General features: G+C 71.2%; 12 protein-coding genes and 1 pseudogene. 9 read left to right on the plus strand and 4 right to left on the minus strand.

The annotated features are described in order from the left end of the window. Positions 1-9 precede the first annotated feature (9 nt). Positions 10-1134: a DNA integrity scanning diadenylate cyclase DisA gene (gene disA, locus ACQP09_RS14460; protein ID WP_003968311.1), complete on the plus strand. Its 1125-nt coding sequence runs from the start codon at positions 10-12 to the stop codon at positions 1132-1134. 230 nt (positions 1135-1364) lie between these two features. Here disA and ACQP09_RS14465 read toward each other — a convergent pair whose 3' ends face one another. Continuing rightward, a complete protein-coding gene (locus ACQP09_RS14465; protein WP_433399308.1) occupies positions 1365-2141 on the minus strand; it encodes a hypothetical protein in 777 nt (258 codons plus the stop codon). Between the two features lie 324 nt (positions 2142-2465). Between ACQP09_RS14465 and ACQP09_RS14470 the strand changes: the two genes are divergently transcribed. The 5 genes and pseudogenes from ACQP09_RS14470 to cseC all read left to right on the plus strand — a co-directional run bounded on the left by ACQP09_RS14470 (position 2466) and on the right by cseC (position 7378). Further along, positions 2466-3380: an A/G-specific adenine glycosylase gene (locus tag ACQP09_RS14470; protein ID WP_433399311.1), complete on the plus strand. Its 915-nt coding sequence runs from the start codon at positions 2466-2468 to the stop codon at positions 3378-3380. Between the two features lie 149 nt (positions 3381-3529). Beyond that, positions 3530-4070 (plus strand): annotated as a pseudogene (locus ACQP09_RS14475) (SigE family RNA polymerase sigma factor); the annotation flags it as partial. A 520-nt stretch (positions 4071-4590) separates the two neighbouring features. Continuing rightward, positions 4591-5244 (plus strand): hypothetical protein, encoded by a 654-nt coding sequence (locus ACQP09_RS14480; RefSeq protein WP_433399314.1) that lies wholly within the window; start codon positions 4591-4593, stop codon positions 5242-5244. An 18-nt stretch (positions 5245-5262) separates the two neighbouring features. Next, positions 5263-5982: a two-component system response regulator CseB gene (gene cseB / locus ACQP09_RS14485; protein WP_433399317.1), complete on the plus strand. Its 720-nt coding sequence runs from the start codon at positions 5263-5265 to the stop codon at positions 5980-5982. A gap of 58 nt (positions 5983-6040) precedes the next feature. After that, positions 6041-7378, plus strand: coding sequence for a two-component system sensor histidine kinase CseC (cseC, locus tag ACQP09_RS14490; RefSeq protein WP_433399320.1), 1338 nt, complete (start codon positions 6041-6043; stop codon positions 7376-7378). 203 nt (positions 7379-7581) lie between these two features. Here cseC and ACQP09_RS14495 read toward each other — a convergent pair whose 3' ends face one another. Then, complete coding sequence (locus ACQP09_RS14495; RefSeq protein WP_433399323.1) at positions 7582-8295, minus strand: M23 family metallopeptidase; 714 nt, start codon at positions 8293-8295, stop codon at positions 7582-7584. Positions 8296-8753: 458 nt separating this feature from the next. Here ACQP09_RS14495 and ACQP09_RS14500 point away from each other — a divergent pair, with 458 nt between their 5' ends. Next, positions 8754-9116, plus strand: coding sequence for a trypco2 family protein (locus tag ACQP09_RS14500; RefSeq protein ID WP_433399326.1), 363 nt, complete (start codon positions 8754-8756; stop codon positions 9114-9116). Further along, a complete protein-coding gene (locus ACQP09_RS14505; protein ID WP_433399329.1) occupies positions 9113-12361 on the plus strand; it encodes an NACHT domain-containing protein in 3249 nt (1082 codons plus the stop codon). Before ACQP09_RS14500 ends, ACQP09_RS14505 begins: the two co-directional genes overlap by 4 nt. 83 nt (positions 12362-12444) lie before the next feature. On the opposite strand, the gene ACQP09_RS14510 is transcribed toward ACQP09_RS14505, so the two are convergent. Continuing rightward, on the minus strand, positions 12445-14973 hold the full coding sequence (locus tag ACQP09_RS14510) for an ATP-dependent Clp protease ATP-binding subunit (RefSeq protein ID WP_006125502.1): 2529 nt from the start codon (positions 14971-14973) through the stop codon (positions 12445-12447). 451 nt (positions 14974-15424) lie between these two features. On the opposite strand from ACQP09_RS14510, the gene ACQP09_RS14515 reads away from it, so the two are divergent. Beyond that, positions 15425-16054: an SCO3374 family protein gene (locus ACQP09_RS14515; RefSeq protein WP_433399333.1), complete on the plus strand. Its 630-nt coding sequence runs from the start codon at positions 15425-15427 to the stop codon at positions 16052-16054. Here the strand turns inward: ACQP09_RS14515 and ACQP09_RS14520 are convergent. Further along, the gene (locus tag ACQP09_RS14520; RefSeq protein WP_356754364.1) at positions 16033-16368 is read right to left on the minus strand and encodes a histone-like nucleoid-structuring protein Lsr2; all 336 of its coding nucleotides are present in this window, start codon (positions 16366-16368) and stop codon (positions 16033-16035) included. The genes ACQP09_RS14515 and ACQP09_RS14520 overlap by 22 nt on opposite strands. Positions 16369-16464 lie beyond the last annotated feature (96 nt).

Consider the following 16464-nt stretch of genomic DNA (forward strand, 5'->3'; position numbering starts at 1 on the left):
AGGAGTGCAGTGGCAGCCAACGACCGGGCGACAACGCCCGGAAAGTCCGGCCAAGGCACCGGTAACGAGGCGCTGATGCGCGCCTCGCTGAGCGCGGTCGCGCCCGGAATGGCCCTGCGGGACGGCCTGGAGCGCATTCTCCGGGGCAACACCGGCGGGCTGATCGTCCTCGGCATGGACAAGACCGTCGAGTCGATGTGTACCGGCGGGTTCGTGCTGGACGTGGAGTTCACCGCGACCCGGCTGCGCGAACTGTGCAAGCTCGACGGGGCGCTGATCCTCGACAAGGACATGACCAAGATCCTGCGGGCCGGCGTGCAGCTGGTGCCGGACGCCTCGATCCACACGGAGGAGACGGGGACCCGTCACCGTACGGCGGACCGGGTCTCCAAGGCGTGCGGCTTCCCCGTCGTCTCGGTCTCCCAGTCCATGCGGCTGATCGCGCTGTACGTGGACGGGGAGCGGCGGGTCCTGGAGGAGTCCTCCGCGATCCTGTCCCGGGCCAACCAGGCGCTCGCCACGCTGGAGCGGTACAAGCTCCGCCTGGACGAGGTGGCCGGCACGCTCTCCGCGCTGGAGATCGAGGACCTGGTCACCGTCCGGGACGTGACGGCGGTGGCGCAGCGGCTGGAGATGGTGCGGCGGATCGCGACGGAGATCGCGGAGTACGTGGTCGAGCTCGGCACCGACGGCCGGCTGCTGTCGCTCCAGCTGGACGAGCTGATCGCGGGCGTGGAGCCGGAGCGGGAGCTGGTGGTCCGGGACTATGTGCCCGAGCCGACGGCGAAACGGTCGCGCACGGTGGCGGAGGCGCTGACGGAGCTGGACGCGCTGAGCCACACGGAGCTGCTGGAGCTGCCGGTGGTGGCGCGGGCGCTGGGGTACAGCGGCTCGCCGGAGACGCTGGACTCGGCGGTGTCGCCGCGAGGATTCCGGTTGCTGGCGAAGGTGCCGAGGCTTCCTGGGGCGATCATCGAGCGGCTGGTGGAGCACTTCGGGGGCCTGCAGAAGCTTCTTGCCGCGAGCGTGGACGATCTCCAGACGGTGGACGGGGTGGGCGAGGCCCGGGCCCGCAGCGTTCGCGAGGGGCTCTCGCGGCTGGCGGAGTCGTCGATCCTGGAACGGTACGTCTGAGCCGGCCGCACCACTCCAGCCCGTCCGGCGTTTGAGGACGGAAGCCTGGGTGGGGTGGGCGCTGCGCATGGGGCTGGCCCTGGGCCGTGATGGCGGGGCCCGTCCACGGGAACGGTTCCGTCCTCAAACGCCGGACGGGCTGGGTTTGCGGCCCCGGCCCCCTTGGCGACGGTTCCGTCCTCAAACGCCGGACGGGCTGGGGGTGGCGCCGGACGGGACGGAAGTGGCGGCTAGTCCTTCTTCAGGACGAAGGAGGCCGGGCGGATCTTCGTGCCGGTGGTCTCCGCCTCCAGGAGGTACGTGCCGGGGGCGGCCTTGCCGGGCGGCGGCGTGGCGCAGTTGGGCGCCGAGCGGACCCGGTCCCAGTCCACCGTGTGCACGATCGTCGCCCCCGCCGGGACCTGGAGGAACAGCGGGCCCGGAGCCGCGGGGCAGTCCTTCGAGGACCAGATCACGTCGTCGTTCTCCGCGCTCGCCTCGGTGACCGTGAGCACCACGTTCTTCGGCCCGAGGTCGGCCTTGCAGGCGGCCGACGAGGTGTTGCGGGCGATGATCTCGAACGTGGGCCGGTCGTCGGGGCCGTAACTGACCTTCGTACGCAGGGTCAACTCCAGCCCGCCGGGCTTGCATGCGGGGAGCGGGGAGTTGGCCGGGACCTGCTGGCCGGTCGTGGAGCCGCCGGAGCCCGAGCCACCTGAGCCCGCACCGGCCGTGTCCGCGCCGCCTGTTGACGTACCGTCGGATCCCGCACCGCCGCCGGAGCCCGCACTCGCGTCGCCACCGGATCCACCGGAGCCACCGGAGCCGCCGGAGCCACCGGACCCGCTCCCGCCGCCGGAGTCCTCCGAGTCGTCCGACTCGTCGCGGCCGCCCGGCTGTTGGCTGATCGCCGGGCCGGAGCTGCCGGGCCCAGGGGTGATCGACTCGACCGGGTCGGAACCGCCGGGCTTGCCGTCGTCCTGGGTGCCGCCTCCTCCGGCGGTGGTCACCGCCCAGGCGATCAACACCGCGAGCAGCGCAACCAGAAGTCCCGCTACCGCCCTTCGGCGCCAGTAGATGCTGGAGGGAAGCGGACCGACCGGATTGCGCATAGATCCCACGCGCCAAACTGTACGAGAGATCGCGGCCGTCTCAGGCCCCACCCGCCGCTCCGGTCACAAGTTTTGCCGATCATCATCAAGTTTTCCCGATGATCATCACGGCGGCCGGTCGCGGACCCGGTCACAGGGGACAGAACGGGTGGCGTTCTCACCCGCCGGGACCGCCGTGCGGCCCGACACCCCCGCGTACGCGACACCGCTCCCGGCTTCCGTGCCAGGATCGTCAGTGCCATGACTGCCATGACTTCGACTTCCCCCCAGACGCCCTCCGCCGCCGCCTCCCTCCACACCCCCGTCATCGGGTGGTTCGAGCAGCACGCCCGCGACCTTCCCTGGCGCCGCCCCGAAGCGGGCGCCTGGGGGGTGATGGTCAGCGAGTTCATGCTGCAGCAGACCCCGGTGAGCCGGGTCCTCCCGGTGTACGAACAGTGGCTCGCCCGCTGGCCCCGCCCCGCCGACCTGGCCGCCGAGGCGCCCGGGGAGGCGGTCCGCGCCTGGGGCCGGCTCGGCTACCCGCGCCGCGCGCTGCGCCTGCACGGGGCCGCGCAGGCGATAACGGAACGGCACGGCGGTGACGTACCGAGCGAACACGGCCAGCTGCTGGCGCTGCCCGGGATCGGCGAGTACACGGCGGCGGCCGTGGCCTCGTTCGCGTACGGACAGCGCCACGCGGTGCTCGACACGAACGTCCGCCGGGTGTTCGCTCGCGCCGCGAACGGCATCCAGTACCCGCCGAACGCGACCACCGCCGCCGAACGCAAGCTCGCCCGGGCGCTGCTCCCGGACGAGGACGAGCGCGCGGCCCGGTGGGCGGCGGCCACGATGGAGCTGGGCGCGCTCGTGTGCACCGCGCGCAACGAGAGCTGTGAGCGCTGCCCGATCGCCTCGCAGTGCGCGTGGCGGCTGGCCGGGAAGCCCGCGCACGAGGGGCCGCCTCGCAAGGGCCAGACGTACGCGGGGACCGACCGGCAGGTGCGGGGCCGGCTGCTCGCGGTGTTGCGGGACGCGCTCACTCCCGTACCCCAGGCCGCTCTGGACGCGGTGTGGGACGAACCGGTGCAGCGGGCCCGGGCACTGGACGGGCTGGTCGCCGACGGGCTGGTCGAACCGCTGGCGGACGGCCGGTACCGGCTGCCGCTGACGTAGGCGGCCCCTGGCACCTCGCCCGGCGCTGTTACACAACCGATGGACAGCCGTGCGTCGGCGTACGGCTGCTCCGCACAACCTCGTGACAACGCCTCCGTAGCGTCTCCGACAGCAGTACACGGGGATTCACGGGGACGGAGGCGGTTGTCATGGCGCAGGGCGAGGTGCTCGCATTCGAGGACTACGTACGCACACGGCAGGAGGCGCTGCTGCGCAGCGCACGGCGCCTGGTCCCCGACCCCGTCGACGCCCAGGACCTGCTCCAGACCGCGCTGGTGCGGACGTACGGCCGCTGGGACGGCATCGCCGACAAGTCCCTCGCCGACGCCTACCTGCGCCGCGTCATGATCAACACCCGTACGGAGTGGTGGCGGGCGCGCAAGCTGGACGAGGTGCCCACCGAGCAGCTGCCCGACGCGAGCGTGGACGACGGCAGTGAGCAGCGCGCGGACCGGGCCCTGCTGATGGACATCCTCGGGATCCTGGCTCCGAAGCAGCGCAGCGTGGTCGTGCTGCGACACTGGGAGCAGATGAGTACGGAGGAGACGGCGGCGGCGCTCGGCATGTCGGCCGGTACGGTCAAGAGCACCCTGCACCGGGCGCTGGCGCGGCTGCGGCAGGAGCTGGAGAGCCGGGAGCTGACGAGCCGCGAGGCGGTCGCCCGGGAGACGGGTGGCCGACGGGAGGCCGGTGGCCACCGAGAGGCCGAGGCCCGGCGGGAGGCCATGAGCGCCAGGGCGGCCGCGAGTGTCAGGGCTGCCGGGGGTGCCCCGGAAGCCGGGAGCGCTCGGACGTCCGGGAACCAGCGGCGGGCCGGGAGCGTCCCGGAGACCGGGAACGCGCGGCGGAACGGAACCGTCCGGAGCGCGGCGCCCGCCGCCACCGGCCGGGTCCCGGCCCAGCGGACGAGGGCCACCACCCCTACGGCGGCGGTCGCCTCCGGCGCGACGGCCACCGCCTCCACCACGGCGGCGGTCACCTCGGTCACGGCGGCGCGGGGACACACGGCGGCGCTCCGCGACGGGCGTCACGACGAGCGGGGGCGGGAGCGGTGCGCGGCCTGACAGCCAGCAGCAGCGACGACAGCAGCAGGAGCGGAAGCGGGAACGGCAGCAGGAGCGGCAGCGGGAACGGCGGAAGCGGCCGGACCGGTGCCGACGACGGGGACACCTCCGGGAGACCCCGCCGGAACCGCGGGTTCCGGGCAGGTGTGGCGGCGAGTGGTACGGCCCTGGCCGGACTCGCCGCCTTCGGCCTGTTCTGCGTCGGCTGCACCACCGGCGGCACCGGCACCCGCGACGAGGGCCCCGCCGGCAGCCAGCCCGTCGCCCAGGTCTCCCCCCGGCCCACCATCTCCGGCACGGCCCCGCCCACCCGGCGCGTCGACGTCGTGGCCCTCCTCAAGGGCGACCCGACCGTCAGCGAGCGGGTCCGGGAAGGGCTCCAACCCTGCGCCGGCAAGGCCTACCCGGTCGACACCTCGTACGGCAGGATGACCGGCGGCCCGTCCGCCGACGTCGTGGTCAACGTGATGAGCTGCGCCGACTCGGTCGGGATGGGCACGTACGTCTACCGGGCCCGCGGGGACGGCTCGTACGAGAACGTCTTCATGGCCGAGGTGCCGGCCGTCTACGGAACCATCGACCGCGGCGACCTCGTGGTGACCACGCAGATCTACGGCTCGAAGGACCCGCTGGCCTATCCGTCCGGCTCCGAGGTGGTCACCTACCGTTGGGCCGACGAGCGCTTCACCGAGCACGACCGGGTGCACAACGACTTCAGCCGTGCCGTCGACGACGGCGGCGACATCGAGGCGCCCACGCAGGCGGAACCGGTGGAACCGGCCGACCCGAGCGGGAACTGAAAGCGAGACGCAACGTCCATGGCCGAGACCCACGTCCTCTTCGTCGAGGACGACGATGTCATCCGTGAGGCCACCCAGCTCGCTCTGGAGCGGGTCGGCTTCACGGTCACCGCGATGCCCGACGGGCTCTCCGGCCTGGAGGCCTTCCGCGCCGACCGGCCGGACATCGCGCTGCTCGACGTGATGGTGCCGGGGCTCGACGGCGTGAGCCTGTGCCGCCGCATCCGGGACGAGTCGACCGTACCGGTGATCATGCTCTCCGCGCGGGCCGACTCCATCGACGTGGTGCTCGGCCTGGAGGCCGGCGCGGACGACTACGTCACCAAGCCCTTCGACGGCGCGGTCCTGGTCGCCCGCATCCGGGCCGTACTGCGCCGCTTCGGCCACGCGGCCGGGCCGGAGGGCAGCGGCCAGGGCCAGAGCGGTACGGAAGGGGAGGCCGAGGGGTTCGGCGGGGTGCTGGTCTTCGGCGACCTGGAGGTCGACACGGACGGCATGGAGGTGCGGCGCGGCGGTGAGCAGGTGGCGCTGACGCCGACCGAGATGCGGCTGCTGCTGGAGTTCTCCTCCGCGCCCGGCACCGTACTCTCCCGCGACAAGCTCCTGGAGCGGGTCTGGGACTACGGCTGGGGCGGCGACACCCGGGTCGTGGACGTCCATGTCCAGCGGCTGCGCACCAAGATCGGCCAGGACCGGATCGAGACGGTCCGCGGCTTCGGCTACAAGTTGCGCGGATGAGATTGCCACAAGCTGCGCGGATGAGACGGCTACAGGGGAAGCGGCCGGTGACAGGCGGATGAAACGACTGGCGCTGCGGACCGGTGTCCGCTGGAAGATCAGCATCGCCATCGCCGCGGTCGGCGCGCTCATCGCGGTGGCGCTGAGCCTCGTCGTCCACAACGCGGCCCGCGTCTCGATGATCGAGAACGCCCGCGAGGTGCAGCTGGAGCGGCTGCTCGGCGCGCAGCGGTTCTACGAGGCGACGAGCATGCAGAAGAACGGGCCGAAGTTCGGCGCGAAGCTCAACGATCCCGCCATCCCGCCGAGCCTGCGCGACGAGGTCCGCAAGAACCGGCGCGCCACGCACGTCACGGAGACCGCCGACGGCGTGCCCGACGTCTGGGCGGCCGTTCCGCTGGCCAACGGGGACGTGCTCTCGCTGCACACCCGGTTCGCGGACCGCTCCGCCACGATCATGGACGACCTGGACCGGGCGCTGATCATCGGATCGGTCTCCGTCGTCTTCGGCGGCTGCGCGCTCGGCGTCCTCATCGGCGGCCAGCTCTCGCGCCGGCTGCGCAAGGCGGCGGCCGCGGCGGGCCGGGTCGCCGAGGGCCACACCGACGTACGGGTGCGGGAGGCGGTCGGTGGGGTCGTCCGGGACGAGACGGACGAGCTGGCGCGGGCGGTCGACGCGCTGACCGACGCGCTGAACGAGCGGATCGAGGCGGAGCGCCGGGTCACCGCGGACATCGCCCATGAGCTGCGTACGCCGGTGACCGGGCTGCTCACGGCCGCCGAGCTGCTGCCGCCGGGCCGCCCGACCGAGCTGGTACGGGACCGGGCCCAGGCGATGCGGACGCTGGTCGAGGACGTGCTGGAGGTGGCCCGGCTGGACAGTGCCTCGGAGCGGGCGGAGCTGCAGGAGCTGCCGCTCGGCGAGTTCGTGAGCCGGCGGATCGGGCTGCTGGATCCGGAGGTGACCGTGCAGGTGGTGCACGAGTCGTGGGTCTCCACGGACCCGCGCCGCCTGGAGCGCATCCTCGGCAACCTCCTCGGCAACGCCGCCAAGCACGGCTCCACCCCGGTGGAGGTCACGGTGGAGGGCCGGGTGGTACGGGTCCGGGACCACGGTCCGGGCTTCCCGGAAGAGCTGCTGCGGGACGGGCCGAGCCGGTTCCGTACGGGCTCCATGGACCGGGCCGGCCACGGGCACGGGCTCGGGCTGACGATCGCGGCGGGCCAGGCGCGGGTGCTGGGGGCCCGGCTGACCTTCCGGAACGCGGGGCCGGTGGGTGCGGTGGAGGGCACGGGCGGGGCGATCGCGGTGCTGTGGCTGCCGGAACACGCGCCGACGGCGACGGGCAGCTTCCCGATGCTGCGGACGGCGGACGAGCGGCAGCCGCAAGGGTGAGGTTCTGAGAAAAGCCTCCGGGTACAACACCGACGGCGACCCCGAGGAGTGAGCCGTGAGGCTGTCCTCGACGTCGCCGTCGGTCGGGTGACCCGGGCGCACGCCCCGGGTACCGGGGTGTAACGGGTCCACTGAACTCTCTTCGGTTGTGCTGCGCGGCCGCCGGGTCTCTCCGGCAGGTCCGCGCGGTTACGCCGGCCGGATCAGATGGAGACGTGCACCGAGCGGAGGAACTGGGCCGGGTTGAGCGCCGAGCCGTAGTTCGGGCTGGTGCGGATCTCGAAGTGCAGGTGCGGGCCGCTGGAGTTGCCGGTGTTGCCGGACAGGGCGATCTTCTCGCCCGTCTTGACCTTCTCGCCGATCTTCACGTTGATCTTCGACAGGTGCGCGTACTGCGAGTACTTGCCGTTGGAGTGCTTGATCACGATGGCGTTGCCGTACGCAGGACCGTCGCCGCCGCCGTTCGGGCCGGCCTTCACGATGGTGCCGGTGTGGGCGGCGGTGACCGGGGTGCCGACCGGGACGGCGAAGTCCTGGCCGGAGTGCTTGGCGGCCCAGCGGGCGCCACCGGTGCCGTAGCTGGCGCTCAGCGTGTACTTCTTGACCGGGGCCTTCCAGGAGGCGGCGTTCTTCTTGGCCGCCTTCTTCTTGTCCTCGGCCTTCTTCTTCGCGTCGGAGGCCTTCTTGGCCGCCGTCTTCTTGGCCGTCTCGGCGGCCTTGCTCTGCACGGCCGCCTGCTGGGCGACCGACTCGGCGGCGCTGCCCGCGGCGAGCGGGGCGGCGGCGTCGGCGTTGCCGGCCGCGAACGCCGAGCCTGCACCCAGCACCACGGACGCTCCCAGGCCGGCGGCCAGAACGGCGCCACGGATGCGGGAGGCGGACGGGCGGATGGTGTGCTGGTTCGTTGCGCGCTTCATACGGTGAAGTCCTCCGAAGGTGAGTGGACCCGGCGTGCTGTCCGGGCTTGCTCCACCTTGGTAACCCGCACCCCCACCGGTGCTCAAACACCCCATCTACGAAGAAAAGCCGTAGAGAAGGGGCTGGGAATTCGCCTCGGTTGTCCCGTTTCGGGAGCCCGGGGTGGGCGACGAAATCCCTCACCCGAATGAGGTTCAAACGCTGTTCTGCGGGCACTTTTCCGGACATGGCACCGCGAACGGGCCGTATCGCCCGCCGCGCGGACCCGACCTGCCTCCGCCGGGCCGAAGGTCCCTCACCCGGCTTCGGCGCCATCTCCTAGCACGGGTAGTAGGCCTGTTTCGGCCTGTGCGCCTTGTCACCGCCGGTGGGACCTAAGTCCGTCCGATTCGGGACCTTCGGCCCGCTCCATCACTACGCTGGCGGGAAAGCGGATCCGCGCCCCGGGGGGACCACCATGACGGCCGAGAACACCCATGACCTGGACGGCATCGAGCTCGCCGATGCCGTCGAATCCATCCGCAACCAGCTGGTGGAGGCGGCCTCACGGGCCACGGGCCGCCCGCTCGCCTTCGCGGTCGGGGACATCCAGATGGAGTTCACGCTCGAACTCCGCAAGGAGGCGAAGGCGGGCGGCAAGGTGAAGGCGTGGGTGGTCGAGGCGGGCGCGGACGCGTCGCGTTCCACGGGCCGCACGCACAAGGTGGCGTTCACGCTGAGCCCGCGGAACGCGGTGACCGGGGAGGCTTGGGCGATCGGGACGGAGGATGACGGATCCACGGCGGGGTTCGGCGGCGGTGACGGGGCGGTCAGGCCGTGAGGTTCACGACCACCTATCCCGGCGACCGTACGGTGGCTGTCTTCGGCTCCCACCAGGGCAGCGGGGTCCTGCTCACCGACCGGCTGGTGCTGACCTGCGCCCATGTGGTCGGGTCAGGGCCCGCCGTGGTCGCCCACCCCGCCGTCCGTGACCGCGTGCGGACCACCGTTGTCTGGATCGATGACCGGCTGGACGTGGCGCTGCTGGAGGCCGCCGGACCGGTGCGGGCGGTCCCCCCGGTGCGGCTCGGCGTGCTGGACACCCGCGAGGCGATCCCCGGGTGCGAGATCACCGGCTTCCCGCGCGTGCAGCGCTACGGCCCGGACAAACGCTTGGAGGCGGACCATTACACAGCGACAGTCCTGCCCATGGCGGGCCGGGTCCGTGACCTGCTGGTCTGCAACCTGGACGGCCCGCCCGCCGCCGGCCCTGACGACGAGCCGCCGGCCCTGTCCGGACTGTCCGGCGGCCCGCTCTTCGCCGGGGACATCCTCCTGGGCATCGCCCGCCAGGTCCCGCAGCAGCGCGAGGGCCGCCGGGTCGAGTGCGTACCGCTCGGCCCGGTCCTGGCGGCGGAGCCCTTCGTACAGGCCTACCGCAGGACCGGCACCCTGCTGCGGGAGGAACGGGTCCACGGCTACTTCCCGAGGGACCTGCGGTACGAGGCGGGGTACGCGCAGGCGCTCGGCGTCGCGTACCGCCGTACGAAGGTCTTCGGCCTCGACGAGCTGAGCCGCCACGACTCCGAATGGGACCTGGACACGGCCTACCTCAGTCTGGAGGCCCAGGCGCAGGACCGGTCCGCAACGGCCCCGCCCCTCCCCCAGCGCATCGACACCCTCCTCACCGACCGCCCCCGGGTCCTGCTGCGCGGCGAGGCGGGCGCGGGCAAGACGACGCTGCTGTGGTGGCTGGCCGCCCACGCCTCGGCCCGCACCCTGGACGACGACCTGGCCCCGCTGAACGGCCTGGTCCCCTTCGTCGTACCGCTGCGCACCCTGCGGGCTCGTGGCGGTACGTTCCCGGGCCCGGCGGAGCTGACGAGCGCGGCAGGCCTGGTGGTCGACGCGGCCCCGGAGGGATGGGCGGGCCGGATCCTGGAGTCCGGGCGGGTCCTGCTGCTGGTGGACGGGCTGGACGAGGTGCCGCCGGAGGACCGGGAGCAGGCGCACGACTGGCTGTCGCAGCTGTTGCGGCGCTACCCGGAGACCCGGTGCGTGGCGACCGTACGGCCGCTCGCGGTCGAGCCGGACTGGCTGCGGTCGGAGGGCTTCACGGAGTTACGCCTGCTGCCCATGCGGAACGAGGACATCCAGGCCTTCGTCGCCTCCTGGCACCGGGCTGCCCGGCTCTCCGAGCAGGACGACGCCGAACGCCTGGACGAACTGGAACGCGACCTCTCCCGCCAGTTCGACCAGAACCCCACGCTCCGTGACCTGGCCCGTACGCCACTGCTCTGCGCGGTGATCTGCGCCCTTCACCGCCGCCGAGACGGCTTCCTGCCGGAGACCCGCTGGCAGCTGTACCGCTCGGCCCTGGAGATGCTCCTCGGTCACCGCGACCGCCGCCGCCGGATCGGCGACCCCGAGGGCATCGACCTGAGCGTCGAGGAGCACACCCAGCTCCTCCAGCGCATCGCGGTCTGGCTGGTCCGCGAGGGCCAGTCGGAGTTCACACGTGAGCAGGCGCTGCGTCAGCTCGGCCGGGCACTGGCGGGGATGGAGCGGGTGAGCGCCCAGGGCCCACCCGCGAAGATCCTCACGCACCTGCTCAACCGCAGCGGCCTGCTCCAGGAACGTTCCGACGAGACCTACCAGTTCATCCACCGCACCTTCCAGGACTACCTGGCGGCCAAGGAGTTCGTCGAGGACGACCATCTCAACGAACTGCTGCACCACGCAGAGGAGGAGACCTGGCAGGACGTCATCCTGCTGGCGGCGGGGCACTGCGGGCGGCGGCAACTCGCCCTGCTCGTGCGTGGTTTGCTCGACGCGGGTCTGCGGCATTGGGACCAGTCGGCGGCGCGTACCACCGTCCACGTTCTGGCCGCCCTGTGTGCCCAGCATGCGACCTGGCTGGACGATGCGGTACGGGCGGGCGTCCGGGAGAGTACGGCGGCGCTCTTCCCACCGGTCAGCGACGACCAGGTGGCCGCCCTGGCCCGGCTCGGACCGGCAGCGCTGGCCTTTCTGCCCGATCCGCGCACGACGCCCGGGGCAGGGCCGGAAGCCCGGCTCGTGGCCAACCTGATCACCGGCATCGGGGGAGCCTCCGCGATCCCCCACGCCCGCGCCTGGTCGCTGGCGCGCCCGGAGCTGGGCAGATTCTTCGCGGTCGCGTGGGAACGTTTTCCGCCCGAGGAGTACGCCGCCGAGGTACTGACGCACTGCGACCTCCGGCACTCGGTCCTCGCGGTGAGCGACCGGCGGCAGTTGAGGGCGCTGCGTCACCTTCCGCATGTTCCGGTACTGTCCCTGCACCTGAATCTGACCGATGCGGAGATCGATGCGGCCTTGACGGGCATCCGGGTCGACGGGCTGTTCCTGAGGGGGGCCGAACGGCTCGCCGGGCTCTCGTTCCTGAGCACCTTTGCGGACTCCCTGTCGGTACTGAGCCTCGGATGGTGCCCGGCGCTCCGGGACTTCACGCCTCTCTCCGGGCTCCACCAGCTCAGGACCCTGGTTCTGAACACGCGGGGGACGCTCCCGGCCGGCCTGGCGCCGCTGGCGGATCTGCCCGCCCTGTCGCGCCTCAAGCTGCGGCACCTGGAGGTGGACCGGCTGAGCGAGATAGCGGCCAACCTCGGTGTCACCGACCTGACGGTCACCGGCCGGCGTCCACTGGCCCTGGACGGGCTCGGTGCCTGGAAGTCGCTCAGGGCGCTGGAGGTCTCGGAACTCGCCGCGTTCGACGATGCCCTCGACGCGCTGCGGGAGCATTCCCGGATCACCGCTCTCCGCCTCGCCGTCTTCCCTTGGGCACACCGGCCGACCCGCGCTGTGTCCGTACCCACCCTTGAGGAGCTGCTCATACCGGCCCCTGACCACGCCGGTGACCTCGGGATGCTGCGACCACTTTTCCCCGGGGTCACCGATCTCCGCCTGGACGCCTCCGTCCTGCGCGTACTGGATCTCACGCCGCTGCACTCCTGGCCGGGCCTGCAGGTGCGGGTCACGGGGTTGCCCCGGCAGCGTCTGATCGGGGCGGAGGAGCTGGGCGACCGGCTCGACGCCCCTTCCGGCTGAAGCACGCGAGAAAAGGGGCTGCCCCGGACCCGGCCGTGAAGCCGATTCCGGGGCAGCCCCTTCAATGACGCCCTATACGGGTGTCACGCGTCCTTCGTCAGGTTCGGGCCGGCGCCGCCTGCCGCCTGCTCGATCGGGGGGACGTCGGGCAGGGCCGACTTCTCCTCGCCACGGAAGGTGAACGTCTTGTCGTCACCCTCGCCCTCGGTGCCCACGACCACGATGTGGCCGGGACGCAGCTCACCGAAGAGGATCTTCTCGGAGAGGACGTCCTCGATCTGGCGCTGGATCGTCCGGCGCAGCGGCCGGGCGCCCATCACCGGGTCGTAGCCCTTCTTCGCGAGCAGCGTCTTGGCCTCGCCACTGAGCTCGATGCCCATGTCGCGGTCCTTGAGCCGCTCGTCCACCTTGGCGAGCATGAGGTCGACGATCTGGATGATGTCTTCCTCGGTCAGCTGGTGGAAGACCACCGTGTCATCGACACGGTTGAGGAATTCCGGCCGGAAGTGCTGCTTGAGCTCTTCGTTGACCTTGACCTTCATGCGCTCGTAGTTGGTCTTGACGTCGCCCTGGGCGGCGAAGCCCAGGTTGAAGCCCTTGGAGATGTCCCGGGTCCCGAGGTTGGTCGTCATGATGATGACCGTGTTCTTGAAGTCCACGACCCGGCCCTGGGAGTCGGTCAGGCGACCGTCCTCCAGGATCTGGAGCAGGGAATTGAAGATATCGGGGTGGGCCTTCTCGACCTCGTCGAAGAGGACGACGGAGAACGGCTTGCGGCGCACCTTCTCGGTGAGCTGGCCGCCCTCCTCGTACCCCACGTAACCGGGGGGCGAGCCGAAGAGGCGGGAAACCGTGTGCTTCTCGCTGAACTCCGACATGTCGAGGGAGATCAGCGCGTCCTCGTCGCCGAAGAGGAATTCGGCGAGCGTCTTGGAGAGCTCCGTCTTACCGACACCGGACGGGCCGGCGAAGATGAACGAGCCACCGGGGCGCTTCGGGTCCTTCAGGCCGGCTCGCGTACGGCGGATCGCCTGCGAGAGGGCCTTGATGGCGTCCTTCTGGCCGATGACGCGCTTGTGGAGCTCGTCCTCCATGCGCAGCAGACGGGAGGACTCCTCCTCCGTCAGCTTGAAGACCGGGATACCGGTGGCCGTGGCCAGGACTTCGGCGATCAGCTCGCCGTCGACCTCGGCGACGACGTCCATGTCGCCGGCCTTCCACTCCTTCTCCCGCTTGGCCTTCGCCGCCAGCAGCTGCTTCTCCTTGTCGCGGAGGGAGGCTGCCTTCTCGAAGTCCTGGGAGTCGATGGCCGACTCCTTGTCGCGGCGGACACCCGCGATCTTCTCGTCGAACTCGCGGAGGTCCGGCGGCGCGGTCATCCGGCGGATGCGCATCCGGGAACCGGCCTCGTCGATCAGGTCGATCGCCTTGTCCGGCAGGAAGCGGTCCGAGATGTACCGGTCGGCCAGGGTCGCGGCCTGGACGAGGGCCTCGTCCGTGATGGAGACCCGGTGGTGGGCCTCGTAACGGTCGCGCAGACCCTTCAGGATCTCGATGGTGTGCGGCAGCGACGGCTCCGCGACCTGGATCGGCTGGAAGCGGCGCTCGAGGGCCGCGTCCTTCTCCAGGTGCTTGCGGTACTCGTCGAGCGTGGTGGCACCGATGGTCTGGAGCTCACCGCGGGCCAGCATCGGCTTCAGGATCGAAGCCGCGTCGATGGCGCCCTCGGCGGCACCCGCACCGACGAGCGTGTGGAGCTCGTCGATGAACAGGATGATGTCGCCGCGGGTGCGAATCTCCTTGAGGACCTTCTTCAGGCGCTCCTCGAAGTCACCCCGGTACCGCGAACCGGCGACCAGGGCGCCGAGGTCCAGGGTGTAGAGGTGCTTGTCCTTGAGGGTCTCGGGCACCTCGCCCTTGACGATCGCCTGGGCCAGGCCCTCGACGACCGCCGTCTTGCCGACGCCGGGCTCGCCGATGAGGACCGGGTTGTTCTTGGTCCGGCGGGACAGCACCTGCATGACCCGCTCGATCTCCTTCTCGCGCCCGATGACCGGGTCGAGCTTGGATTCACGAGCGGCCTGGGTGAGGTTGCGGCCGAACTGGTCGAGCACCAGGGAGGTGGAGGGCGTGCCCTCCGCGGGGCCGCCCGCGGCCGCCGTCTCCTTGCCGCCCGAGTAGCCCGAAAGCAGCTGGATGACCTGCTGCCGGACCCGGTTCAGGTCGGCGCCCAGCTTCACGAGGACCTGGGCGGCGACGCCCTCGCCCTCGCGGATCAGGCCGAGCAGGATGTGCTCGGTGCCGATGTAGTTGTGGCCCAGCTGAAGGGCCTCGCGGAGCGACAGCTCCAGGACCTTCTTGGCTCGCGGAGTGAAGGGGATGTGGCCGGACGGAGCCTGCTGGCCCTGCCCGATGATCTCCTCCACCTGCTGGCGGACCGCCTCGAGCGAAATCCCGAGGCTCTCCAGGGCCTTAGCGGCGACACCCTCACCCTCATGGATCAGGCCCAGGAGGATGTGCTCGGTGCCGATGTAGTTGTGGTTGAGCATCCGGGCTTCTTCCTGAGCCAGGACGACAACCCGCCGCGCGCGGTCGGTGAACCTCTCGAACATCGTTAATCGCTCCTCAGAGCGGTCGGTCAGTGAGGGGTCGGTCCCCTCCCAGTCCTTCCGCATGCTAGTCCCGCAGGACGGGACAGCTCATTCCAACTGCCGACATCCGTCCGGATCACCCCGCACCGGGCGGGGATTCTTACTGCCGAACAGCTGACAACTGCTCCAACCCGATGGTGCGAGACGATGTTCCCGCAGGCCAGGCAGATACCCCTTTCGCCAGTACGCCGATGGCGAACGTGAGACGCCTCGGCCAGCGTGTCGCCCCTTCCCACTAGGGAAAGTCTTACCCGCAATCACTGACAGTCCATGCGGCGCGCCCCGGTTCCCTCCGCTACGGGCGAACAACCTTGCGCTCCGACACGCTCCTGCGCGCCCCCGGAACCCGGACCCAGCGTGATCATCAGGAAACCCTGCGTAACTTCGCCGTCGGTTCAGCGGTTCATCGGACATGGCCTTCACCGTTCCGCCGCCCCGAACGCCACCCGGCACCGGTCCGGATCCCGTCGGTCCCGGCCCGGATCCCGTCGGTGCCGGCCCCGTCGCTCTCGCCCGGTGGTACGAGCAGGAGCTCGGCTGGGCGACCGAGGGGCACGATCCGGTGCGGCTGGTCACCGGGGTCCGCTTCGACGTGCTGGAGCTTCCCGCCGAGGCCGGTCACGCCCTGCTGCGCCGCCCCGTGCGGACCGGGCCGGTGCTGCTGAGCGGTGTACGGATGGGGCTGCTGGTCGCCGCGGGCGGCGCCGATGAGCTGCCGGGGCTGCTCGACTGGCTGGAGTGGGGCCCGGTCGCGCCGGATCTGACCGCCGTGGGGGCCGGGGGCCGGGTCACGGCCCCGTCACCCCGGGGTGGTGCGGGCTCGCCGGGGGCCGCCGTGTGGCTGCGGCCCCCCGAGCCGGGGCTTGCGCCCGGGCCGGCGCTGCCCGCTCTCGCGGGCTTCGGGAGCAGCGGTGGGGATGCCCCCGATCTCGTACGACTGGTGGACGCGGCGGCGACGGAATGCCATCGGGTCCGGTTGTCGCGTGCCCGGGCCGGGCTGCGTAAGGGCAGTCCGGCAGATCAGCCGTTGGCCTTCTCGTAAGCCTCACGGATCTCGGCGGGAACGCGGCCGCGGTCATTCACGTTGTGGCCGTTCTCCCGCGCCCACCGGCGGATTTCCGCGGTGTCCTTGTTGCCACCGGCCACGGCACGGCCCTTGCCACGGCCCGTCGCTCCACGGCCACCGGTGCGGCGGCCGCCCTTGGTGTAGGGCTCGAGAAGACCGCGAAGCTTGTCCGCATTGGCCGTGGTGAGGTCGATCTCGTACGTCTTGCCGTCGAGCGCGAACGTCACGGTCTCGTCCGCCTCGACACCGTCGAGGTCATCGACAAGAAGGACCTGAACCTTCTGTGCCACGGGATTTCCTTTCATCGAAAATGGAGTACGCGGAAAGGAAACCGCTTTTCTCGGGAAAACACAAACCCCCGGGAGAGGTTCAGGAGCGCGAGAACA

Source organism: Streptomyces sp. CA-146814 (assembly GCF_050942385.1).
GTDB lineage: Bacteria > Actinomycetota > Actinomycetes > Streptomycetales > Streptomycetaceae > Streptomyces.